The 22075-nt window shown below is 62.4% G+C and carries 24 protein-coding genes and 1 tRNA gene; 15 read left to right on the top strand and 10 right to left on the bottom strand.

Annotated elements, in window-relative coordinates:
- The first annotated feature begins 19 nt into the window (after positions 1 to 19).
- Complete coding sequence (locus tag AACI_RS09360; RefSeq protein WP_012811189.1) at positions 20 to 1381, top strand: GH1 family beta-glucosidase; 1362 nt, start codon at positions 20 to 22, stop codon at positions 1379 to 1381.
- Positions 1382 to 1428: 47 nt separating this feature from the next.
- On the opposite strand, the gene AACI_RS09355 is transcribed toward AACI_RS09360, so the two are convergent.
- Together AACI_RS09355 and AACI_RS09350 are read right to left on the bottom strand one after the other, a co-directional pair.
- The gene (locus AACI_RS09355) at positions 1429 to 1932 is read right to left on the bottom strand and encodes a CBO0543 family protein (protein ID WP_012811188.1); all 504 of its coding nucleotides are present in this window, start codon (positions 1930 to 1932) and stop codon (positions 1429 to 1431) included.
- A 258-nt stretch (positions 1933 to 2190) separates the two neighbouring features.
- Positions 2191 to 2277, bottom strand: a tRNA-Leu gene (locus AACI_RS09350).
- A 144-nt stretch (positions 2278 to 2421) separates the two neighbouring features.
- Between AACI_RS09350 and dapF the strand changes: the two genes are divergently transcribed.
- Positions 2422 to 3258 (top strand): diaminopimelate epimerase, encoded by an 837-nt coding sequence (gene dapF, locus AACI_RS09345; protein WP_012811187.1) that lies wholly within the window; start codon positions 2422 to 2424, stop codon positions 3256 to 3258.
- Between the two features lie 25 nt (positions 3259 to 3283).
- Here dapF and AACI_RS09340 read toward each other — a convergent pair whose 3' ends face one another.
- The 4 genes from AACI_RS09340 to AACI_RS09325 are packed head-to-tail and all read right to left on the bottom strand — an operon-like array spanning position 3284 to position 6734.
- Positions 3284 to 3634 carry an EamA family transporter gene (locus tag AACI_RS09340; protein WP_012811186.1) on the bottom strand — a complete coding sequence of 117 codons (351 nt, stop codon included), beginning with the start codon at positions 3632 to 3634 and terminating at the stop codon, positions 3284 to 3286.
- A 25-nt stretch (positions 3635 to 3659) separates the two neighbouring features.
- Complete coding sequence (locus AACI_RS09335) at positions 3660 to 4577, bottom strand: glycosyltransferase family 2 protein (RefSeq protein WP_035468818.1); 918 nt, start codon at positions 4575 to 4577, stop codon at positions 3660 to 3662.
- A gap of 37 nt (positions 4578 to 4614) precedes the next feature.
- Positions 4615 to 5865, bottom strand: a complete 1251-nt coding sequence (locus AACI_RS09330; protein WP_012811185.1) for a glycosyltransferase family 39 protein — start codon at positions 5863 to 5865, stop codon at positions 4615 to 4617.
- A gap of 8 nt (positions 5866 to 5873) precedes the next feature.
- On the bottom strand, positions 5874 to 6734 hold the full coding sequence (locus AACI_RS09325) for an MBL fold metallo-hydrolase (protein WP_012811184.1): 861 nt from the start codon (positions 6732 to 6734) through the stop codon (positions 5874 to 5876).
- Positions 6735 to 6857: 123 nt separating this feature from the next.
- Between AACI_RS09325 and AACI_RS09320 the strand changes: the two genes are divergently transcribed.
- From AACI_RS09320 to AACI_RS09305, 4 genes are all read left to right on the top strand, one after another.
- A complete protein-coding gene (locus AACI_RS09320; RefSeq protein WP_012811183.1) occupies positions 6858 to 7718 on the top strand; it encodes an HAD-IIA family hydrolase in 861 nt (286 codons plus the stop codon).
- A 164-nt stretch (positions 7719 to 7882) separates the two neighbouring features.
- Entirely contained in the window at positions 7883 to 8413 is a 531-nt protein-coding gene (nrdR, locus tag AACI_RS09315) for a transcriptional regulator NrdR (protein WP_012811182.1), read from the top strand.
- Positions 8414 to 8425: 12 nt separating this feature from the next.
- Positions 8426 to 11623, top strand: a complete 3198-nt coding sequence (locus AACI_RS09310) for an adenosylcobalamin-dependent ribonucleoside-diphosphate reductase (RefSeq protein WP_012811181.1) — start codon at positions 8426 to 8428, stop codon at positions 11621 to 11623.
- Positions 11624 to 11769: 146 nt separating this feature from the next.
- Positions 11770 to 12801: a cation diffusion facilitator family transporter gene (locus AACI_RS09305; RefSeq protein WP_012811180.1), complete on the top strand. Its 1032-nt coding sequence runs from the start codon at positions 11770 to 11772 to the stop codon at positions 12799 to 12801.
- Here the strand turns inward: AACI_RS09305 and AACI_RS09300 are convergent.
- Positions 12752 to 13075, bottom strand: a complete 324-nt coding sequence (locus AACI_RS09300) for a DMT family transporter (protein WP_008336928.1) — start codon at positions 13073 to 13075, stop codon at positions 12752 to 12754. The two genes, AACI_RS09305 and AACI_RS09300, sit on opposite strands and share 50 nt — an antisense overlap.
- Positions 13076 to 13302: 227 nt before the next feature.
- Here AACI_RS09300 and cls point away from each other — a divergent pair, with 227 nt between their 5' ends.
- The 7 genes from cls (at position 13303) to AACI_RS09265 (ending at position 19063) form a co-directional block, all read left to right on the top strand.
- Positions 13303 to 14751, top strand: coding sequence for a cardiolipin synthase (cls, locus tag AACI_RS09295; protein WP_012811179.1), 1449 nt, complete (start codon positions 13303 to 13305; stop codon positions 14749 to 14751).
- A 13-nt stretch (positions 14752 to 14764) separates the two neighbouring features.
- Positions 14765 to 15439, top strand: coding sequence for a ribose-5-phosphate isomerase RpiA (gene rpiA, locus AACI_RS09290; RefSeq protein ID WP_012811178.1), 675 nt, complete (start codon positions 14765 to 14767; stop codon positions 15437 to 15439).
- A gap of 63 nt (positions 15440 to 15502) precedes the next feature.
- Positions 15503 to 15697, top strand: a complete 195-nt coding sequence (locus tag AACI_RS09285; RefSeq protein WP_012811177.1) for a hypothetical protein — start codon at positions 15503 to 15505, stop codon at positions 15695 to 15697.
- Positions 15698 to 15814: 117 nt separating this feature from the next.
- Positions 15815 to 16471 (top strand): TVP38/TMEM64 family protein, encoded by a 657-nt coding sequence (locus tag AACI_RS09280; protein WP_012811176.1) that lies wholly within the window; start codon positions 15815 to 15817, stop codon positions 16469 to 16471.
- A 57-nt stretch (positions 16472 to 16528) separates the two neighbouring features.
- Positions 16529 to 17005, top strand: coding sequence for a MarR family winged helix-turn-helix transcriptional regulator (locus tag AACI_RS09275; RefSeq protein WP_012811175.1), 477 nt, complete (start codon positions 16529 to 16531; stop codon positions 17003 to 17005).
- Positions 17002 to 17883, top strand: a complete 882-nt coding sequence (locus tag AACI_RS09270) for an NAD(P)-dependent oxidoreductase (RefSeq protein ID WP_012811174.1) — start codon at positions 17002 to 17004, stop codon at positions 17881 to 17883. The genes AACI_RS09275 and AACI_RS09270 overlap by 4 nt, the downstream gene beginning before the upstream one ends.
- 25 nt (positions 17884 to 17908) lie before the next feature.
- Entirely contained in the window at positions 17909 to 19063 is a 1155-nt protein-coding gene (locus AACI_RS09265; RefSeq protein WP_012811173.1) for a glycosyltransferase, read from the top strand.
- A gap of 7 nt (positions 19064 to 19070) precedes the next feature.
- Here the strand turns inward: AACI_RS09265 and AACI_RS09260 are convergent, their stop codons facing one another.
- Positions 19071 to 20105 carry an LCP family protein gene (locus tag AACI_RS09260; protein ID WP_012811172.1) on the bottom strand — a complete coding sequence of 345 codons (1035 nt, stop codon included), beginning with the start codon at positions 20103 to 20105 and terminating at the stop codon, positions 19071 to 19073.
- A gap of 75 nt (positions 20106 to 20180) precedes the next feature.
- A complete protein-coding gene (locus tag AACI_RS09255; protein WP_008341253.1) occupies positions 20181 to 20366 on the bottom strand; it encodes a hypothetical protein in 186 nt (61 codons plus the stop codon).
- A gap of 102 nt (positions 20367 to 20468) precedes the next feature.
- On the opposite strand from AACI_RS09255, the gene AACI_RS09250 reads away from it, so the two are divergent.
- Complete coding sequence (locus tag AACI_RS09250) at positions 20469 to 21350, top strand: DUF72 domain-containing protein (protein ID WP_012811171.1); 882 nt, start codon at positions 20469 to 20471, stop codon at positions 21348 to 21350.
- Positions 21347 to 21556, top strand: a complete 210-nt coding sequence (locus AACI_RS09245; protein ID WP_012811170.1) for a hypothetical protein — start codon at positions 21347 to 21349, stop codon at positions 21554 to 21556. Before AACI_RS09250 ends, AACI_RS09245 begins: the two co-directional genes overlap by 4 nt.
- 7 nt (positions 21557 to 21563) lie before the next feature.
- On the opposite strand, the gene AACI_RS09240 is transcribed toward AACI_RS09245, so the two are convergent.
- The gene (locus tag AACI_RS09240) at positions 21564 to 21929 is read right to left on the bottom strand and encodes a hypothetical protein (protein WP_012811169.1); all 366 of its coding nucleotides are present in this window, start codon (positions 21927 to 21929) and stop codon (positions 21564 to 21566) included.
- Positions 21930 to 22075: the final 146 nt, after the last annotated feature.

Here is a 22075-nt window from a genome sequence, read left to right as displayed (position 1 = left end):
AGCGAGGGAGATGAGGGAGATGCGCAAATTTCCAGAGGGATTCGTGTGGGGGACTGCGACGGCATCGTATCAGGTTGAAGGGGCCGCCCGCGAGGGCGGGCGCGGACGATCGATTTGGGACACGTTTTCCCACACGCCTGGAAAGGTTGCCGAGGGCCACACCGGGGACGTCGCCTGCGATCACTATCACCGCTATCAAGACGACGTGCGCCTCATGAAAGAGTTAGGAATTTCGTCGTACCGATTTTCCATCGCATGGCCTCGCGTGATGCCAGAAAAGGGGCGCGTCTGGGTGAAGGGCCTCGATTTCTACAAGCGGCTCGCCACGGAGCTCCTCGAGAGCGGTATTCGCCCGGCCGTCACCATGTATCACTGGGACCTTCCACAGTGGATGGAGGACGAAGGCGGCTGGAACAGTCGAGAAACCGTTTCCCGCTTCCTCGAGTACAGCGAGATCCTGTTCCGCGAACTCGGCGATCTCGTCCCCATGTGGATCACCCACAACGAGCCGTGGTGCGCTTCCATTTTAGGGTACGGCATCGGCGTACACGCGCCGGGCCTGAAGGACTGGCGCCGCGCGTACCGCGCCGCGCACCATCTGCTTTTGTCGCACGGCCAGGCGGTCCGCCTGTACCGGGAGCTCGGCTTGCCCGGCGAGATCGGCATTACGCTGAACCTCACGCCGGTTTATGCGGCCACGCCGAACCCAGAGGATTTGGCCGCGGCCGACAGGCAGGACATGTTCCAAAACCGGTGGTTCCTCGATCCCGTCCTGAGAGGGGAATATCCAGAGGAACTCTTGCACCGCGTGGATCAAGTGGTAGGTGGGTTTGACGCCGTCAAGCCTGGGGATCTGGACGTGATCGCCACACCCATCGACTTTCTGGGCGTGAACTACTACACGCGCGCTGTGGTCGCCGACGATCCGTCCGATCCGCTGCTCGGGGTTCGCCACCTGCCCGGCGAAGGTCCCCGCACCGAGATGGACTGGGAGGTCTATCCCGACGGCTTGTACGATCTGCTCAGCCGCCTGCGCCGGGACTACGGCGACATCCCCATCTACATCACGGAGAACGGCGCCGCCTTCGACGATCGCGTCCAGGATGGGGGCGTCCACGACGCAGACCGAGTGGCGTATCTCGCGTCCCACTTCGCTGCGGCGCATCGGTTCCTCGAGGAAGGCGGCAACCTGCGGGGCTATTACGTGTGGTCGCTGATGGACAACTTTGAGTGGGCGTTCGGCTACACCAAGCGATTCGGACTTGTGTACGTGGATTACGATACGCTCGCTCGCATCCCGAAGGACAGTTACTTCTGGTATCAGCGCGTGATCCGCGAGGGCGGGCTTGTGCCGGCGGAACCCGCGGAAACGGCGCGATAACGTCTCTTCCTGCCTGCTTCAGGCCAGCTCGCGCTGGCCTGTTTTCTTCAGGTATCGAAAGGGACGTGAAACCAGGCGAGAAACAGGGATGTGACAAGTCCGCAGAACCCGAGCGAAAGCCGCCAATTTTGCTCGTGCAACCACATCACGAACAGCATGCACGAGTCGAGCAGGATGGACCAGCCAAACGCCCAGCCGTGGTAATACTCGATCTCGTGCGATATCACGAGAACAAGCTCGAATGCACTGTAGATGGCGAGAAACAACCCGAAATGCAGGAGGCGCCGGCCAAGCGAACTGGGCATGTATCGAAGGAACAAGAGTGTGGTGCAAGGGAACAGGACGAAGATCTGAATGAGCTGCGACAGCTTGTCGGTGATGAACCACCACCTCGGGTGATACCACATCATGTATCCCCGGCAGACCAGGTTATACATGAGGGCGATCACGGCAATCCAAAGCACGGTCCTACAGTACTGGGTAAGGTACACATGCGTGCGCGTCGCGAGGACCACGGCGAGAAACGCAGCCGAGAAACATACGACTACCACATGATTCGCCTCAGCTCCTTGGTGTGGGCGTCTTCGGGGCGAGGCCGTGCGGCAGGCTTATTTCAGAGTATGAGAATGGAGGGCGCCGTCCATACCGTCGAAGATTGTCGAATCGGGGAGCGGAGCGAGTCGAGTGGGGCGGAACCGCCTTCGTCAGCTGCGCTAGATTCGGCGCATGTCTGGTGGGGGCGGGGGCAGCACATGGAAGTCAAAGAAAAACCCCAGTCCTCTGCGTCAGGACTGGGGTTCTCACTTCACTGGTGCGGTCGAGAGGACTTGAACCTCCACGGAGTTGCCCCCACTAGAACCTGAATCTAGCGCGTCTGCCAATTCCGCCACGACCGCATGTCTGAGATGGTTTCGCTCGCGGTTCGCTTTCGCATCAGCACCGCAGCGAACGATTACATTATACAAGGAATCACACAGGTTTGCAACGAATCATTTCATCGGTGGCCCGATTTTTTCAACCGTGCTCAAGGAGGCGTTGGTATGCAGTTCTTTAAGATGCACGCGCTCGGCAACAACTATGTGTTTGTCGATACGGCCCGGACAACCCTCCCCACGGACGATCTCCCGTCGCTCGCGCGTCGGGTGAGCGACGTGCGCAGAGGGATCGGCTCCGACGGCCTCATCCTTGTCACGCCCTCCGACAGCGCGGATGTCGGCATGCGGATCTGGAATGCGGACGGATCGGAGGCGGAATCCTGCGGCAACGGCCTGCGCTGTGTGGCCAGGTACGCTTATGAGCGCGGGCTGGTCGACGCCACGCACTTCTCCATTGAAACCAAGGCGGGCGTTGTCGCGGCGCAGGTGCATCTGGACGTCGAGGGGCGCGTGCGGCTTGTGACCATCGATATGGGCGAGGCTCGTTTCGGCACGGAGGCCGTCCCCTATCGCGGGGCGGATCGCGGTGAGGACGTGCGCGTGGAGGCAGGCGGCGCGCGCTATACGGGCACGCTCGTCAGCATGGGCAACCCCCACTTTGTCACGCTGGTCGATCGCGTCGACGATGTGGACGTCGAACGCGTCGGGCGCGTCATCGAGTCCCATCCCGACTTTCCCGAACGCGTGAATGTGGAGTTTGTCTCGGTGCTCGCGCCGGACGAGATCGACTTCCGCGTGTACGAGCGCGGTTCGGGCGTGACGTTCGCCTGCGGCACGGGTGCGTGCGCGAGTGTGGCGGCGCTCGCCAAAAAGGGACTCGTGCGGAACCGAGTGACGGTGCACCTTTTGGGGGGCGATCTCGACATCGAGATTCGCGACGACGGCCACGTGTGGATGACGGGAGAAGCGCACTGGGTGTGTGAAGGGACGTATTACGCGTAGGAGCAACGAGCGGGCGGGGCGGCGCCTACACGGCGACCAAGCCCACGCCCGCCAGGATCACGAGCACGCCCGCCCAACGGATCCAAGGGACGTGCTCGTGAAACACAAAGATGGACACGAGAATCGCGAGCACGTACGCGAGGCTCTGCAGGGGATAGAGCAGGCTCAACGACAGCTTGTTCAACAGGAAAATCCAGATCACCGTTGCGATGACATACAGCACGATGCCCGCGATCACCCAGGGCGAAAACATGGCTGCGATGACGGATCGCAAGCTGTTGAGATCTCGATGTTGCAGCCCGTATTTCCACAGCGTCTGCCCGCCGACGAGCAGGCAGACGTTCAAAAGGATGAGGATGGCGTAGCCGAGTCGCATGAGGGGGTTCGGCGCTCCTTCGTGTTCAGCCTTTAAATTCGTTCTGCAAGAGCTCGTAGTAGTCGCGGTGATGGCGGACGATGGTGTCCAGAATAAAGCCGCACGTCAGGCTGTTGGTCGCCAGCACCATGAATCCGACCGCGAGGATGGCGGACGGGATCTTCGCGATGCGGCCAAACGAGAAGTACTCGTACAACACGGGAATGCCGACGCCGAGGCCGGCCAAAAACAGGATCAAGGCGACGGCGGTGAAGAAAGCGAGCGGCTTGTAGTCTTTGAAAATCCAAAAGACGGTCTTCAACACCCGGATGCCGTCGCTCAGCGTGTTCAACTTGGAGTGGCTGCCCGGCGGCCGATCCCGGTATTGGATCGGGATTTCGAGGATGCGGAAGCGCTTGTCCAGCGCGTGGAGCGTCATTTCCGTCTCGATTTCAAAGCCCTCGCTCTGGATGGGCATGGTCTTGGCGAAGCGGCGGCTGAACGCCCGGTAGCCGGTCATGATGTCCCGGAGATCTGCGTGAAACAGGGTGTTGATCAGCTTCCGCACCAACTGGTTGCCGAAGTTGTGGAAAGGGCGCTTGTTCTCCTTGGAGTACGAGCCGTCGGAGTGACGGTCGCCGATGCACATGTCGGCCTCTCCTTCGATGATCGGCCGAATGAGATCGTGCACGAATTCCGCCGGGTACGTGTCGTCTCCGTCGGTCATGACGTACACGTCGGCGTCGATGTCGCGGAACATCGAGCGCACCACGTTTCCCTTGCCCTGACGAGTCTCTCTTCGCACAATCGCGCCCGCTTCCCTCGCCACTTCCGCGGTGCGATCGCGCGAGTTGTTGTCGTACACGTAAATCTCCGCGTCGGGCAGTTCGCGCCTAAAGTCCTGAACCACTTTTCCAATGGTCAGTTCTTCGTTGTAACACGGGATGAGGACTGCGATTCGCATGGTCACGACAAGCCTCCATCATGAAAGTCGTACGCACCTATGGCGCGGCGGTTCGGCGCGGCGTCGCCTTCCGCAGTCGCGCCCAAGCTGTGACGAGGTAGGCGACGGTTCCGACACCCACAAACAAAAAGGGCATGGTCGGGTACGCGTACCGGTTAATTGGGATAAATGGAAGTTGAACGACGATGAGAAAGACCGTCAACCAGCTCAGCCATCGAACATATCGCATTCCGAAGCCCGCCGCGAGCCCGATGGCCCCGACGATCACCCACACAAGATGCAGGTGGGCATAGGCGAAGGTGAGCCGCGTCAACAGGCCCGCGTGCTGCGGCAACACGCTGTTGTACCACGGCGTGCCGAACAACCAGCCGAGTTTGTCCAAGGTGTACCATTTGAGATAGGCCAGCGGGTGCGTGCGAAAGCCCTCCTCGATGCGTTGAATGGCGAGGGCCTTTTGCTGCGCGTACGTCAGCCCATTGGAGATGTTCGTGTCCTTATAAAATGTCGGATCCGAGCCGAACAGGAGCGGATTCGCGGCGTCGAGATCGGTCGTGATCCATTGGTGCATGGCAACGAGATTGCGCACCCACCATGGTACCATGGTCACGGCGAAGGTGGCGATGTACAGTGCATAATTCCTCAGCATGGGCTTCCAGGCGCGCCTCGTCTCGCGCTGCAAAAAGAGGCAGGCTGGCGCTGCTAACAGCGGCGCGACGCTGGGGCGAATGAGCGTTGTCACGGCGAGCAACAGACCCGCGGCGACGAAACTTTGCCAGGTTCGGTCTCTGACCAGGACGAGGAACGACCACACGAATGCGAGAAGAAACGGAATATAGAGGTTCTCCGTGAGCAACTGATCGTTCGCGTAGATGACAGGTGGATACACGGTCCACAGGAGCGCCGCGACGAAACTCGCGTAGCGCGGCAGCCGAAAGCGGGCGATCACATAGACCAAAAGGCTCGACGCCACGGCCAACAGGTGCTGGCACGCCTGGGCAAGGTGCATCGCCGTCTCGTGGCTTGGCGTGAAGAGGGCGGCCACCCGGTACACGAGCGCGAGGAAAAGCGGATAGCCCGGGGTCACCTGGGCAGCGGGGCCCCAACTCCAATACGCGTAAAGGTGCAGCGCGTTCAGCACGTGGGCCGAATGATCATAATAATAGGCGTCCCCGTACAGCAGAACGGGTTGGCGCCACGCCTTGACGATGAAATACACGTGATAGACGAGCGCGATCGCGGCCAAAAGCCCGATCCACGTCCGATCCTTGGCAAACGACAAGCGCTTCACCGGTGGGTTCACTCCTCAGTGCGTGCATATCGCATGATCCAGTCCGCGGCAGACATCGCTTTGCGGACAACGCCCTGCTCCTCGAGGCGCTCGAGGTGCGCCATCACGGTGTGACGCGCGAACGGCAAGGCCCGCGGGTCGACGTCTGGGTAGAGGGCGGCGGTGAGTTCGGCCAGCGTCTTTGGGCCCTCCGCCAGAATCGCCAACATCTGCTCCTCTCGCATCTGGCGCCTTTCACGCAGGCGCTCGGCCGAGAGATCTGGGCGCCTGATGAGAGGTCCGTGCCCCGGCAGCGCCACATCGGCCCCTGCTGCCATCACGGCGTCGAGCGCGCGGTAGTAATCCGCCATGTGGCCGTCCGGCGGACCCACCCACACCGACCCCTCTTCGACCAGGTGATCGCCGACGAAGAGCGCCTTTGCGTCAGGGAGCCACAGGTGGAGATGGCCGTGCGTGTGACCCGGCTGGTGGATGATGTAGAGCTCGCGATGCCCTGCGCGCAGGCGCTCCGGGCACGGTTCAAAAGTTCCCGCCGCATGCGGGAACTTGTCGTCGAAAGCCGACACGTCCAAAGGGTGCATGAATGCGGCGGCACGGAGACGCGCCTTCAGTTCCGGAATCCCCGCCGTGTGGTCGACGTGGTAGTGCGTCGCGATGATCGCCGCAACGCGCCGGATGCCGAGTTGCCGAAGGCGTTCGACCACCAGGTCGAGATGGTCACCTGTGGCGCCTCCGTCGACGATCACGGCCTCGCCGCCGTCCTGGATCACATACACATTGACCGTGCCATACGGCAGCACGTTCGGATACGGAACACGCATGCACCACACGCCGGGGAGTACGCGCTCCCAAGGCCCTGCATTCGCCAAGTCGACCCCTCCGTCTCCGCGACAATCAGTTTCATGTTAAAAGTTTGTTCGGGTCGGGTCAATTTGTCACCCCATCGTGTGATACACTCAATCTGCTGTTCGGCTGGCAAAGGAGGGACTGGGATGTCTCGTGCGTCATTGCCAGGGGAGATGTCTCCTGAAGCATTCTGGCATTCGGGGTTCAAAGGCGCGCTCCTGGACCTCGACGGCACCTTGTTTCGCGGGCGAGCCGTGATCGAGGGGGCTCCCGAGTTTGTTCGCACCCTTCGCTCGCGGGGCATTCAACCCATCTTTTTTACCAACAACTCGTCGAGAACGCCTGTTCAGGTCGCCGCGTTTTTGCGCGATCTCGGCATCGGTGCCCATCCTGAGGAAGTGGCTACGTCCGCCCAGGCGGCTGCCTTCCTGATTCGTCAACGAACGTCCGCCGCATGTCAAGGCGAGCCGCCGATGGTCGCGTTTGTCGGCGGTCCCGGTTTGGAAGAGGCGCTTCGCGATGAGGGGCTCGAGCCGCGAAGGGCCCGGGCGGACGAACTGCGGGCAGAATGGGTGAATCGTGCCGCCGCCGTGGCGGTGGGGCTCGCACCGGACGCTTGCTATGGCGACCTTGCGCTTCTTGCGCGCGTCGCGCATCGCGTCGGCTGGATGGTCCTGACGAATCCGGATCGACGGTTGCCCGTCGAGGACGGCTTCATGCCCGGCAACGGAGCGCTCGGCGCGTTTGTGCAGACGGCTTCGTCGGCCGAGGTGTTCGTGACGGGCAAACCGGATCCGTCGTTTGTCGACTATGCGCTCCACCGGTTCCATCTTCGTCGGGATGAAGTCGTCATCGTCGGAGACAACGTGGAGACGGACGTGGCGGCGGGGCGGGCGGCGGGCCTTGCGACGGTGTGGGTCAGGTCCGGGCTCGGAGGCGAGATCGATCCGGCTCATCCGCCCGAGTGGACGGTCGACTCCGTGGCGTCGCTTCTTCCACACCATTGAAACCGCCAAGAATCCTCGCCTAGGTTCAACGCACTGGACCTTGTTTCTCGCAGATATAGTGTTTATAATCGCGGTGACTCAAGTTTCCGACACTACATATGGGACGGACGGCTTGCCATCTGTGGCGGATTCCGCGAAGTGCCCGGCGCACGGGGGTGAGCAGCATGAAATGCCCGTATTGCGGAGCGGACAACACGCGCGTCATCGAGTCGAGGCCCGGAGAGGATGGGACGACGATTCGTCGGCGGCGCGAGTGCATTCATGAGGCCTGCGGGCGGCGCTTTACCACCTATGAGCGGGTGGAGCAGCGGCCGCTCATGGTCGTGAAAAAGGACCAGAAGCGGGAAGAGTTTTCGCGCGACAAGCTGTACCGCGGCATCATGAAGGCGTGCGAAAAGCGTCCCATCCCTGCGGAGACGCTGGAGGCGGTGTGTGACGAGATCGAGCGAAAGCTGCGGCTCGAGTACGAACGCGAAGTGCCGTCTTCGGTCATCGGGGAGCGCGTGATGGATGCGCTCCGGGAGCTCGACGGCGTGGCGTACGTGCGATTCGCGAGCGTGTATCGGGAATTTCGCGATGTCGAGACGCTGCTGAAGGAAGTGCTTGCGCTCATCGGCGATCGGGCGCGCGCGGTGGAACGGCCGGCGCAGGCGGACAAGCCCTCCGGCGACGGAACGTCGTTCGCGCGTGGATAGAGGAGGATTCGAATGGCCATCGAACAACGGGAGAGGCCCATGCTGGACCTGAACGACGACGATTACCTGGGACCGACCGGTGAAAAGATCGTCGCCGACCGGTATTTGCTGAAGGACATCCGCAAGGAAGCGCTCGCGCCAGGGGCGCTCGTCGTCGCCGTGTTGGACAAGAAGCGCGCGTACCACGAGCTCGCGCGCGTGAAGGCGGTGGACCGCGATGCGGATCAGGTGACGGTGGAGCTCCGGGACGGATCGATCGTGGATCTGCCGGTGAGCCAGGTGGACGTGCTGCTCGAAACCTCTCCTCGGCAGATGTGGCGGCGTGTCGCCCGCGGCGCCGCAGCGGTCACGCGGCAGCCGGAGGTGTGGGAAGAGGCGTTCTACGAGCTTCAGAAGGGCTGGCGCTACGTCCCAGGCGGGCGAATCAACGCGTCCCTCGGGACGGGCATGCAGGTGACGAGCTACAACTGCTTCGTCATCCCGAACGTCGGCCCCGACCTTCGCGACTACGCCGAATCGTTCGGCCAGACGCTTGAAATCCAGGCGCGAAGCGGCGGCGTGGGCATGAACCTGTCTCGCATTCCGCCTCAGGGCACGCTCATTCCCGTCAGCACCGCGTCGCGGAAGGCAGAGCTCATGCTGGTCCTGGACGCCTGGCACCCCGACCTCGTCGACTTTTTGGAGACCGAGTACCCTCATTCCACGAAACTCGTCCGCGCCGACGCCGCGTTTTGGCGCGCCGTGGAGGAGGACGACGAATGGGTGTTTCGGTTTCCGGATACGTCGGTGGAGGGGTATGACGAGAAATGGGCGGGCGATCTCGACGCCTGGTTGCGCCAGGGCCTGCCCGTCGAGGAGCATGGGCGCATCCGCGCGCGCGAGCTGATGGAAAAGATCCTGGCCTCCGACGCTCACCTTGTCCCGCAGGCTGTCGGATTCTGCCTGAGTCCTGGGGACAGCCGCAGCACCATCGCGAGAACGCTCGGGGACATGTGGGAGGCGATGCGGGACGGCAAGCGCGTATCGCTCGTTCTGTCGTCGCTTCGCCCGCGCTACAGCTACGTCCGCGGCGTGAACGGGCGATCGTCCGGCGCTTATTCGTGGGGGCTTTTGTACGACAAGGGCAATCAGGTGTTCGGCGAGGGCTTCGGCCCCGTGGGCGTTGGGGAAATCATGAGCGTGGGCTGCCAGCTCACGCTTCAGGGCGGTTCCCGCCGCGGCGCCCTCATGCTCATTCTGAACGACCGTCACGCCGACCTGCCCAAGTTTATCCGCGCGAAGCAAGTTGACGGCGTCATCACGGGTGCCAACATCAGCGTCGGCGTGTCCGAGGAGTTCATGCAGGCAAAACGCCGCGGCGAGTCTTGGCAGCTCGGATTTGTCCCGCCGTCCCACCGCGAGGCGTTCGATGGGGATTTCGGGCGCTGGCTCGAAGAAGGCAAACCCTTCGAGGTCACGGAAACCATCTCCGCTGCAAAGCTGTGGCGCGACATCTGTGAGTCGGCGTGGAAATCGGCCGAGCCGGGCGTCGTGTTTTTGGGACGAGCCAACGCGATGAGCAACTCGTGGTATTTCAACCCGCTCGTCGCCACGAATCCGTGTGGGGAGCAGCCACTCCCACCCTATGGGATTTGCAACCTCGGCGCGGTCGTGCTCGCTCGGTTTGCGAACGGCTTTCGCGACAGTGGCGTTCGGACCGAATTCTCCGATCCTGAGCGCGAGGCCTATGTGCGATCCCTCCTTCTCGAGAAGTTCCCCGCGGACGAGGCGGAGTTTCTCCTGCATCACATTCGCTGGGAGGAGCTCGAGCTCACGACGCGCCGAGGGATTCGGTTTCAGGATGCCGTGATCGACGCGACCTACTATCCGTTCGAAGAAAACCGGCAGAACCAGATGTCGGAGCGCCGCGTGGGGCTTGGCATCATGGGGCTGCATGATCTGATGCTCTACTGCGGCATTCGATACGGATCGGAAGAAAGCGTCAAGCTGATCGACGTGCTGATGGGGCTCATGGCGGAGTGGGCGTATCTCGAGTCCGTGGAGCTGGCGAAGGAGTACGGGCCGTTCCCGAAGTTCGACGCGGAGAAGTTCCTGCAATCCGGCTTCATGCGCCATATGGCGGCGGAGCGCCCGCATGTGGTCGAGGCCATTCGCAAGCATGGCGTGCGAAACGTCACGACCATGACCATTGCGCCCACCGGCACGACGGGCACGATGGTCGGGTGCTCGACCGGGTGCGAGCCGTACTACGCGTGGTCGTATTTCCGCAACTCGCGCCTCGGCCTGTTCGAGGAACACGCGGCCATCGTCGAGCAATATCGGCGCGAACATCCGAGCGAGGAGAGCCTGCCGCCCTACTTCGTCACCGCCATGGAGCTCACGCCGGAGGAGCACGTCCGCGTGCAGGCCGCGCTGCAGCGATGGATCGACAGCTCCATCTCCAAGACGTGCAACGCGCCGCACTCGTACACGGTGGAAGACACCGTGAAATTGTACGATCTCGCCTACGAGCTCGGCTGCAAGGGCATCACCATCTACCGAGACGGATCGCGCAGCGAGCAGGTGTTGTCGCTGAAGAAGGACGACCAGGCGGGAGATGGCGAGGGGGCCAAGGACACGGCAGCTTCCGCGCCGGTCGAGAAGTCGGCGCAACCGGCCCAGGTTGCTCCGGGCGGATACGTCAAGCGCCGGCGCCCCGACGTGCTGTATGGAGCGACGTACCGCAAGGAGACGCCGCTCGGAAAGGCGTTCATCACCATCAACGACGATCCGGACACGCACATGGCCACTGAGGTGTTCGTGAACGTCGGCAAGGCCGGATCGGACGTGTATGCGGCGAACGAGGCGCTCGGCCGGGCCATCACGCTGTACCTGCGCGAGTCGAACAACCCGAACCGCGAGGCGGAGTTGGTGAAACACTTCTCCGGCATCGGGGGCCAAAATGCCGTGGGCTTCGGCGCGCAGCGCATCACGTCGGTGCCGGACGCCATCGCGAAGGCCCTGATCGAGCACGCCGAGACGTTCCCGCTCCGCCACATGGCGGCGCGCCAGGCGGCGACGTCTGCGCCGGACGAGGGCGACGGGGCGAAGCCGTCGGAGCTGAGGGCGTATTCCATCGCGAAGGATTGGTGTCCCGAGTGCCATCAGCACACGCTGATTCGCCAGGGCGGGTGCTACGAATGTGAGGCGTGCGGCTATAGCAAATGTTGATCGCGCGGGCGGCTCGAACGTTCGAGCCGCCCCATCGTGTGCGTGCGGCGATTCTCCCCAGCGGTATTGCGCGGACGGCGAGGAACGAATATCGTGAAGGTGATCGCGGCATCGGGCCGCGGGACCACGCACGAGGAGAACGAACGATGTCCCATTCGCATGAAGGCCATCCGCATGGTCATCATCACGCGCATGGTGGCGGGCACGCGCACGAAGGCGAATGGCTGCATGTGCACGCGCCGGCCGACAAGATGCGCCTCGCGTTCTGGTTGACGGCGTTGGTGTTTCTCGCGGAACTTCTCGGTGGGTTGGTGTCCGGCAGTTTGGCGCTCATGTCCGACGCGGGCCACGTCCTTACGGACATGGCCGCGCTCGGGCTCTCCTGGTACGCCCTCCGGCAGGCCGAGAGGCCGTCCGATGCGCGCATGACGTTTGGCTATCATCGCGCAGGCATTCTGGCCGCGCTGATGAACGCGCTGCTGCTGCTCGGCGTCACCGGATGGGTGATGGTCGAGGCGTGGAACCGCCTGCAACATCCTCGGCCGATTGAGCCGCTGTGGATGTCGCTTAGCGCTCTGGTCGGCGTCGTGGTCAACCTCGGCATGGCGCTTGCCATGCGCGGCGAAGACAATCTGAACGTGCAAAGCGCCGTGCTCCACATGGTGGGCGACATGGCGGCGTCGCTCGGCGTGATCGCGGCGGGCGCCGTGATCGCGTGGACGCACTGGGAGCCCATCGATCCGATTTTGAGCGTGGCCATCGCGCTCGCCATCGCGTACGGCGCCATTCGGCTGGCGCGCCGCGCCACGCGCATCCTGATGGAGGGCGCGCCGGCCGACGTGAATGCCCGCGACGTGGTGGAGGCCATCCTCACGGTGCAAGGCGTGCGCGGCGTGCATGATCTCCACATCTGGTCCATCGCCAACGGGCACAATGCGCTCTCGTGCCATGTGGAGATGGATGGCATCACGACGGTGTCGGAGACCCAGGGCGTGATCCGGGAAATCGAGCACCGGCTGCGCCATCTCAACATCGGGCACGTCACCGTGCAGGTGGAGGACGAGGCACATCCTCATGCTCCGAGCGTCTTCTGCGCCCAGGAAAACCAGGGTGCTCGCCAGGCCGACGTCAATGGAGCGGGCGGTGAAGGTTCAAGATCACCACGCCAGCGACGATGAGCCCGATGCCAACGACCATCATGGGCGTGACCGGTTGCCTGTACGCCATCGCGCCGATGGCCGCGATCGCTGCGGTGCCGACGCCCGACCAGATGGCGTACGCCACGCCGATGGGGATGGTTCGAAGCGCCTGCGACAGCGCGTAGAAGGAGAGCGCGTAGCCCAGGACGACGGCCAGCGAGGGCCACAGCCTCGAAAAGCCGTGGGTCAATTTGAGCATCGAAGTCGCGAACACTTCGCAAGCAATGGCAGCCGCCAAGAACCAAGCGTTCACAGGTTTTCACTCCTCTCCGGGAACGTCGGAGACGGGCGACCGCGCATACGCTATAGCACAGACGCGGTTGGAGGTGCCCGACATGACGTATCCCGCGGATCAAGCATATCTCAAATGGATGGCGATCGCGGCGTTTTGCATCGCGTTTGCGCCGCTCGTCTGGCCGGTGCTGCGGGCGCGGCCCTAACGCGCCCGCGCCTGGCGCCATGCCGGAATGGAGACCCAACATGCCGTGGTTGCACATCGCGTACTTGCTCATTTTTGCGCTCGATCTCGTCACGGCCTGCGTGATCATTTTCGTGGAGCGGCACAACGCCGCCGTCACGTGGGCGTGGCTGATGGTGTTGTTGTTCATCCCTGTCGGCGGCTTCATCTTGTACGTGCTGTTTGGACAACACATCAGCCGCTACCGGTTGGCCCGCTTTCGCCTGCGCAATGCGCCCTGGGTGGCGCGCGCCGCGGAGCGCCAGCATCGGCAGGTCGAATCGGGCCACGTGGTGTACAAGGAGCCGGCCGCACAGCGCCATGCGGATCTCATCGCCCTGAATCTCAAGACGGCCTACGCGGTCTACACGGAAGATAATCGCGTCGACGTGTTCGTGCGCGGGGTGGACAAGTTCGAAGCCCTGTTCGAAGACATTCGGCAGGCCAAGGACCACATCCACCTCGAATACTATATCTTCCGGCCGGACGATCTGGGCGAGCGTTTCGTTCGCCTCCTGGCCGAGAAGGCGCGCGAAGGCGTGGAGGTTCGCCTGCTGTACGACGCCGTCGGCTGCGCATGGACCCCCAAGTCGTTCTTCGAGCCGCTGGTGCGAGATGGCGGCGAGGTCGCTGCCTTCTTTCCTTCCCGCATCCCTTATGTGAACCTGCGTATGAACAATCGCAACCACCGGAAGATCGCGGTGGTGGACGGGCGCGTCGCGTATGTGGGCGGTTTCAACGTCGGCGATGAATACCTGGGCAAGGATGAGCGGTTCGGCTTTTGGCGCGATACGCATCTCCGGATTGAAGGGAGCGCCATCCTGGAGTTGCAATCCATCTTTCTTTTGGATTGGAATTCATCATCCAAACACCCGATAGAATTCGAGGACCGCTATTTTCCTCGCGTTCACGGGCGCCCTGGGGCGACCGGTATGCAGGTGGTGGCGAGCGGACCGGACACCGACTGGGAGCAGATCCGGAATGCCTACATCAAAATGATTTACGCAGCCAAGGAGAGCATCTATATCCAGACGCCGTATTTTGTCCCGGACGACAGCCTGTTGACGGCGCTGAAAATTGCAAGTCTGTCCGGCGTGGACGTCAAGGTCATGTTGCCGGGCAAGCCGGATCACCTGTGGGTGTTCTGGGCGTCGAGGTTTTATCTCGGAGATCTGCTTCAGGCCGGCGTGCAGTGCTACCTGTACCGAGACGGCTTTCTGCACGCCAAAATGGTCGTGACGGATCGGGAACTGGCGTCCGTCGGCACGGCGAACATCGACATCCGCAGCTTCAAGCTCAACTTTGAAGTGAACGCGCTCATCTTCGATCGCGACAAGAGCGGGCACCTCGCCGATCTGTTTGAGCGCGATCTTGAGAAATGTGATAGATTGACACTGGAACAATATCGATCAAGGCCGAGAGCCGAGCGCATCATGGAGAGCTGTGCGAGGCTTTTGTCTCCGATCTTGTGAAGGGGAGTCGAGGATGGAAAAGAAGCGGATGGCGGGTGAAGAAGCCGCAAAACGGATTCAACCTGGGATGAAGGTCGGCCTCGGGACGGGTTCGACGGCGTACTACACCATTGTCGAAGTGGGGAGACGCGTCAAGGAAGGGCTCGAGATCGTCGCCATTCCTACGTCCCGCGAGACGGAGCGGTTGGCCCGAGAGCTGGGGATCCCCCTGACCGATTTTCGCAGCTGTCCGCGCCTCGATCTCACCATCGACGGCGCGGACGCGGTCACGCCCGACCTTCAGCTCATCAAGGGCGGCGGTGGCGCGCTGTTGCGCGAAAAGTTGGTCGCGTCCATCTCGGATGAACTCATCATCGTCGTGGATGACAGCAAATTGTACGACTCTCTGTCGGGGCTCGCGATCCCCGTCGAAGTGGTTCCCTTCGCGTGGGAGACGACCGCGCGGCGGATCGAACAGCTCGGCGGGCGTTGGACCCTTCGCGAGCGAAACGGCGAGACGTTCGTCACGGACAATCACAATTACATCCTCGACACGGTGTTCGATGAAGTCGCCGATCCGGCGGACTTGGCGCGGCGTCTCAAGCTGACCACCGGGGTCGTGGAGTCGGGCCTGTTCATCGACATGGCGAACGAGGTGGCCATCGGCACCGATGAAGGCGTGGTGTGGCGGAAGAAGCCAGGGACTTGAACGCGCGCGGAGCGCATACATACGCTTGGGCGGGGCACGGTAAGGGCACGGGAGGGATTGCCTATGCAAGGAGAGACGCACCGAAAGCCCGGGCCACCGCTGCGCAACTTCGGCGAAAAGCTGCTCGCGGAGGGCGATCGCGAAGCGTTGGAGCAGTGGGCCATTCGCGATACCCTCGACGAGCACACGCTGACGCCGAAACCCGAAGACGGGAAGCGTATCGGCCAGAAGCGGACCTCGCCCATCAAGCCTCGATGAACCGAGTCTCAGGCGGCGGGGCGCGACGAGCGCCCGCCGCCCTTTGACCGTGTTTGAACCTTTGCCGACAGTCTGATACTGTGAAAGAGAGTGGAATGATAGCGGGGAGTCGTGGATGTGGCGGGGTTTGTTAAGCAGCTGCTCACAGATTGGCGCACCATTGCGATGATCCTGTCGGGCGCCCTGGTGGCGGTGGTGGTTCTGTATTTGGATCGGAACCATCGGCTGACCGACTGGATTCAGTCGTGGGGATTCTGGGGCGTGATCTGGGCCATCGCGATCATGGTGATCTGGTGCCTGACGCCCATCCCGTCCGAAGGGCTTTTGATCATCTTCCTGCGCGTGTTCGGGGTTGTCGCAGGAACGACGTATGCGTGGATTGGATCCACCATCAGCTCCATTCTGATTTTTTTCATCGCCCGCCACTTTACGCGCATCATGCTCCAACGTGTGCAGCATCACGAGCGGTTTGAGCAGGTCAACCATTGGGTTCGCGAGTGGGGAAGTTTGGGCTTGCTTCTGGCCCGCTTGCTCCCGGTGCCCGCGTTTCTCGTCAACTATGTTGCCGGCATGATCCCAGCCACCTCGCTTTGGTCGTACACGTGGACGGCCGTCGTGGCCATGGTGCCGTATTATTTGGGCGTGGCGTTGGTGTACGCAGGCGTGTTTGGCAACTGGATCTACATCCTTCTGGGATGTATCCCGCTCGCGGCGCTCGCGGTGTTTGCTGCGCTGTTGCGCCGCCGCGTGGGGCGAAACGGCCACGCGAAGTGAAGCGGATGCGAGACGGCGGACGGATCGCGCAAGATTACATAGGTGGAGTGAATATGGGTGAACGGGGATCGCCTGGATATCGCACAGCGGCTCGACACGGTCATGGAGCGGTTCTTTCGCGGGATGCGCTCGCACTTCACCGAGGACAAATTCGGTTTGACACACACGCAGGCGTTTGTGCTCTGGCACCTGAGCCTCGTGCCGCAGGCCAAATCGTCTGACCTGGCCCGCATCGCAGGTCTGAGCCCCGGCGCCATCACCCAGGTGTGTGACGAACTGGTCCGATTGGGTTACGTCGAGCGCGTGCGTTCGAGCGAGGATCGGCGCGTCGTATACGTGATTCTGACGGATCGCGGCCGTTCCCAACTCCGGGAGCTGACGAGAAATCGCGCCGTCAAGATTGCGCAACTCCTGGACAAGCTGGGGGAACACGACGCGAGGAAGTTCCTCGAGCTTCTCGAGCGATTGGTCGCCATCATGGATGAACACCCATGTGGAGCGAGTCCGCGTGCCAGACAGGAGGGTGAACCATGACCATTGGCTGGATGGGCCTTGGACTGATGGGCGAGCGCATGGTGAAGCGAGTCGCCGCGTTGGGCGAGGACGTGGTCGCGTACAACCGTTCGCCGAAAGCGATTCTGGATTTGCCATCCAACGTGCGGCTGACTTCGGACCCGCGAGAAGTCGCGCAGGGATGCCGGTTGACCTTTCTCATGCTCGCCGATGCGGCGGCGGTGGAAGCGGCGCTGTTCGAGTCGGGCGCCATCGATGGGATGGAGCCGGGGACCGTCGTGGTCAACATGAGCACGGTCGGAGTCGACGAGTCGATTCGCTTTGCCGAACGCGTGGAACGACGTGGACTGGGGTACGTGGAGTCCCCTGTCCTCGGGACCACCAAGCCGGCCGAAGAGGGGAAGCTCGTGGCTTTGGTGGCGGGAACGGAGGCGAACGTGGAGGCGGCTCTGCCGTATCTCCGCACCATGGCACACGTCATCCATCGACTGGGCAACGTCGGCAACGGTTCCGCCATGAAGCTCATGGTGAACTACTTGCTCGCCATGTCCATGCTGTCCCTGGGGGAAGCGCTCGCCTTCGCGGAACGGGCGGGGTTCGACGTTCGAACCGCGTTGGACGTGCTGGCCACGAGTTCGGTGTGGCCCGCGGTGTACGGCGGAAAGCGCGGGATGATTGAGTCGGGCGACTTCACGCCCCAATTTCCAGTGAAACATCTGGCCAAGGACATGCGTCTGTTCACGGAGGCCAGCGAGCGTTGGCGGGCTCGCACGCCCATCGCCGGACTCGCCCGGGATCTGCTGCGCCGCGCATCCGCGGGACCGTTCGCCGATCTCGACATGGCCGCGCTCTGTGCGTGGTTCCGCGATGATGGACAGGGCCAAGCCTCGGATCGGTAGGCCTTGGCGCAAGGAGGCTTTGTGCGTGGACGTCAGTGTGGTGATCCCGACTTACAACGAGCGAGACAACATCCATCCCCTGGTGGAGCGCATCCATCAAGCTTTAGCCCCTCTGGGGATTTCCTACGAGATCTGGTTTGTCGATGACAGCAGCGACGATACGGTCGCAGTGCTTCGAGATCTGGAGGCCCGGGATCCCGCCGTTCACGTGTTCCACCGCGATCACGAGCGTGGCCTCGCGAGCGCGGTCGTGCGTGGATTCGAAAAGGCGCAGGGCAGGTACCTTGTCGTGATGGACGCTGACCTGCAGCATCCGCCGGAGCTGTTGCCGGCCATCTACGAGCGTTTGGAGTCCGGGATCGACGTGGTAATCCCAAGCCGTTTCGTGGAAGGGGGCTCGGACGGCGGGTTGGGCCCGCTGCGAAAGCTCATCTCGTGGACCGCGCGGGTCATTGGGCAACTCGCGCTCCATCGCCTGCGCAAGATCTCGGATTGCACGAGCGGTTTCTTTGGCCTGCGGCGCGAAGTGATTGAAGGCGTCGAACTGAACCCCATTGGATGGAAGATCTTGATCGAGGTGCTGGTGAAAGGCCGCTATCGCAGCGTGCATGAGATCGCGTACGAGTTCGTGGCCCGCGACTTCGGCGAATCGAAGATGAGCCTCAAGGAGCAGTGGAACTACTTTCGCCACCTCGTGCGCCTGGTGAGCCAGAGCCCGCCGGATCGGCGGTTCTTTCTGTTCTGCCTCATCGGCCTGTCGGGCGTGGTGGTGAACGAGGCAGTCCTGAGCCTCCTGTGGTACGGGTTCCACCTGCGGGACACCGTGGCTTCCGTCGCCGCTTCTTTCGTGGCCATGTTGAACAACTATTTTTGGAACGATCGCGTCACGTGGAAATCCGAGTCCTCCGGACGAGGGTGGGGATGGAAGCTGCCCGTGTTCGTCGGCATTTCGGTCGTCGGGATCGCCATCACGACGCTCGTGATGCGAGGATGCGAGGGCTTTGGCGTGCCCGTTCCCGCTGGACAGGCCATCGGCATCCTGGTGTCCACAGCGTGGTCGTATTGGATGAACAGCCGCGTGACTTGGCGAAACATCGAGCGCGAAGCGCGTGGGGATGCGATTGTGGTCACACGGGAGTCGGTGCGGGATTCGCTGATGCGGGCGAAAACAGGCGCGTGACCAAACGTCAGCCCGATGTCGAACGGTCGGCGGGCCTTTGAGCCGCGCGTGCCTCTGGCGGAAGCCAGGTGCGCGTCTCCCGAGGATCCTGAATGATCCGCGGCGGCACTTCGCCATCCGCGAAAAACCGCTTGGCGACGTACCGGGCTTCAGCCGGATTGACCACCCAGTAGCTCAAGTCTCCCGGGATGGACGGGTCGGGATCGTGAAAGGAGCCCGGCAGGGTGGTGTGCACGGTCCGGTACGTCTTGTACTGCGGCGCGCGCGCCGCCAGCCGCGAAATGTCGCCGAGGGACATGTCGGTGTCGATCATCTTCCACGCGTCGAATGCCACTTCGGGCAGCCGGGGCAGCGTTTGAGGGCGAAGGAGCTGATCCTTCAGCGCCACGAGAAACGCCTGCTGTCGCTCGGTGCGCCCAATGTCGCCGAGCGCGTCGTGGCGGTAGCGGACAAATTGGAGCGCCTGTTCGCCGCTCAGGTGATGCCGGCCTTTCCGCAAGCGAATGACGCCGTACACCTTGTCGCCCGTGCGGTAATCCATGTTGCGCGGCACATCGATGTCGAGGCCGCCGATGCGATCCACCATATGCACGAGCGCATCGAATCGAATGATGGCGTAATGGTCGATGGGGAGACCAATCAAGCGCTCCACCAGCATGCAGGTCTCTTCTGGCCCGCCGCTCGCCAGGGCTTCATTGATCTTGTGATAGCGGCCGTCCGGGAAAGCCACCTGGGTGTCGCGCGGGATGGAGAGGAGTTCAATGCGGCGATGGCTGTCATCGAGGCTCGCGACGAGGAGCACGTCGGCATTCCCGCGCGGGTCTTCCGGGCGCTTGTCGCTGCCCAAGACGAGAATCGTCTCGCGCCCCCCAAGCCGCGTGGTGCCTGGGTCCGTGGCGGTCCAACTGGCGGAAGACGGCGCGACCGAGTGCGAGCCATGCGCGTGCGCATGCGGCCTTTCCGGCCGAGGCCAGGCGTGCCAGGCTCCGAACGCCGCGGCAGCCACGGCCACCCACGCCAAACGCCGACCGTGTCGCTTCAAGGCGATCCCTCCCATCTCCTCGTTATCGTGTGAGGAGATGGGGATCTTTATACCGGGATGGACCTGTGAAACGCGTCATTCGTGATATAAGACCTGATTGCAGTTCGCGCAAATGTAGACGTATTGCTCGCGCACGATGCGACCTTCGACGGGCATGCCAGGCTTGATCACGACGCTGGAGTCAAGCTCGACTTGGCGTTCTTCCCGGAACCAGGTATGATCGCAGTGCGGACAGCGGATGGCGTGTTGAGCGCTCGCCATGTCGTTCATCTCCCATCCAAGACCTAGATATCGCGTTCACGTCCACCATTATATCGATCTGCGAAGAACGGGGTCAAAGCCCGCACCGCGGGGAGGTCCGGCATGATACGCGTCGGAACGTGCGCTTTTCACGATCACGACGACTTCTACCCTCGTACCTGGCCCCGGGAGTTCCGGCTTGCCTACTACGCCTCGTATTTCGATCTCGTCGAGATCGACAGCACCTTTTACCGCATCGCGGAGGCCCGCGTGTGGGAGCGATGGCTCGAGCAGGTGAGCCCTTCCTTCATGTTTCACGTCAAGGCGCCGGGCGCGCTGACGTTTCACGTCCGCACGATGTCCCCAGAGGAGCGCCGAGCCGTGGGCAAGGCGTTTTTGGCGGGCCTACAACCTGTCGTGGAGCGGGGACAACTGGGTGTCATCTTGCTGCAGTTCCCCCCGTGGTTTGACGCGACGCGCCAGCATCGCGTGACGGTCGAACGCCTGGTGGATTTCTTGCGCCCCCACCGAGTGGCGGTGGAATTTCGGGAGCGCAGTTGGTACGCTACCGACGAACGTACCGGTCGGACGCTCGAATGGCTTCAGGCGCTCGGCGCCGTTCACGTGATCTGTGATGAACCCGACGCGGGGCGGACGTCGGTCCCGTACATTCCCCGCGCGACCGCGCCCGATCTCGCCATTTTCCGCATGCACGGCCGGAATCGCGAGACGTGGAATCAGAAGGGTCTCGGTTCGTCCAAGGAGCGATTCCATTATCGATACACCCAGGACGAGCTCCGCGAGCTCGTTCCAGATGTGCGCGCTCTCGCCGGGCAGGTTCGAGAGGTTCACATTCTGATGAACAACAACTCGAACAACGATGCTGTATGGAACGCATTCGATTGGCTGGATCTTCTCCATCTCGCGAGGCGCCCAAGACCTCTTCTCGAGCGCGGAGACCAGATCCGCCTGTGGAGCGACGAGAACGATGGAGGCCTGTCATGAACGAACGGTATCCGAACTGGATGTTTGCCGGCGTCGCCATCGCCGCGTACGAGTTTTCGGGCTTCTTGGCGCGTTGGACCGGCGCCTCGGGCATCCGGTGGGTGGGATACGGCGTGGTGGCGGCTTGTGCCGCCATTCTAGGTGTTCGGTATCTGAGGACCTTTTGGTCGAGCCGGAAGAGGCGCCGGGGCCCAAAAGACCGCTGACTCGGCCTCAGCCGCTTTCGGCGAGAAGGCTCTCCATGTGCGCCGCAAACCCAGGGGAAAGGCGCGTGTAGAACGACACGCCTTGTTGCTCGATCACGCCCACCTCCGTGACGAGGTGCATCAAAACGGTGACAATTTTGTAGGGTTTTCCGAACGGGTCGGGGGTGCTTCCAAACAGCGGCTTTGCGTGGCGCAAGTATTCGGCGTCCGAGCATTCCACCATGCCGAGAATGTGTTCGAGCGCGATTCGATACGTCGTTCGGCCTCGCTGTTGGACGAATTCGCGCGTCGTCAGCTGATACTTCACCTGGTTGCGGACTTCGCTTCGCTTGAGTTCCCCTCGCAGCCGTTTGACCTTGGGAAATGCATACATCGCGCGGTCCCCTTTCTCGCCTCATTGTAGCACACTTGTCACGTGGAACCCGGTGAGACCCGTGCGAGGGAGCGCGGACATTTGGTATGGTTTTGATAGATTTTTGAGGAATGGCGCAGACGGTATCACCAGGAGGAGAGACGCGA

The sequence above is a fragment of the Alicyclobacillus acidocaldarius subsp. acidocaldarius DSM 446 genome (assembly GCF_000024285.1).
GTDB classification, from domain to species: domain Bacteria; phylum Bacillota; class Bacilli; order Alicyclobacillales; family Alicyclobacillaceae; genus Alicyclobacillus; species Alicyclobacillus acidocaldarius.
Note: the sequence above shows the minus strand (reverse complement) of the source record. Positions and strands in the feature narration are given on the sequence as shown.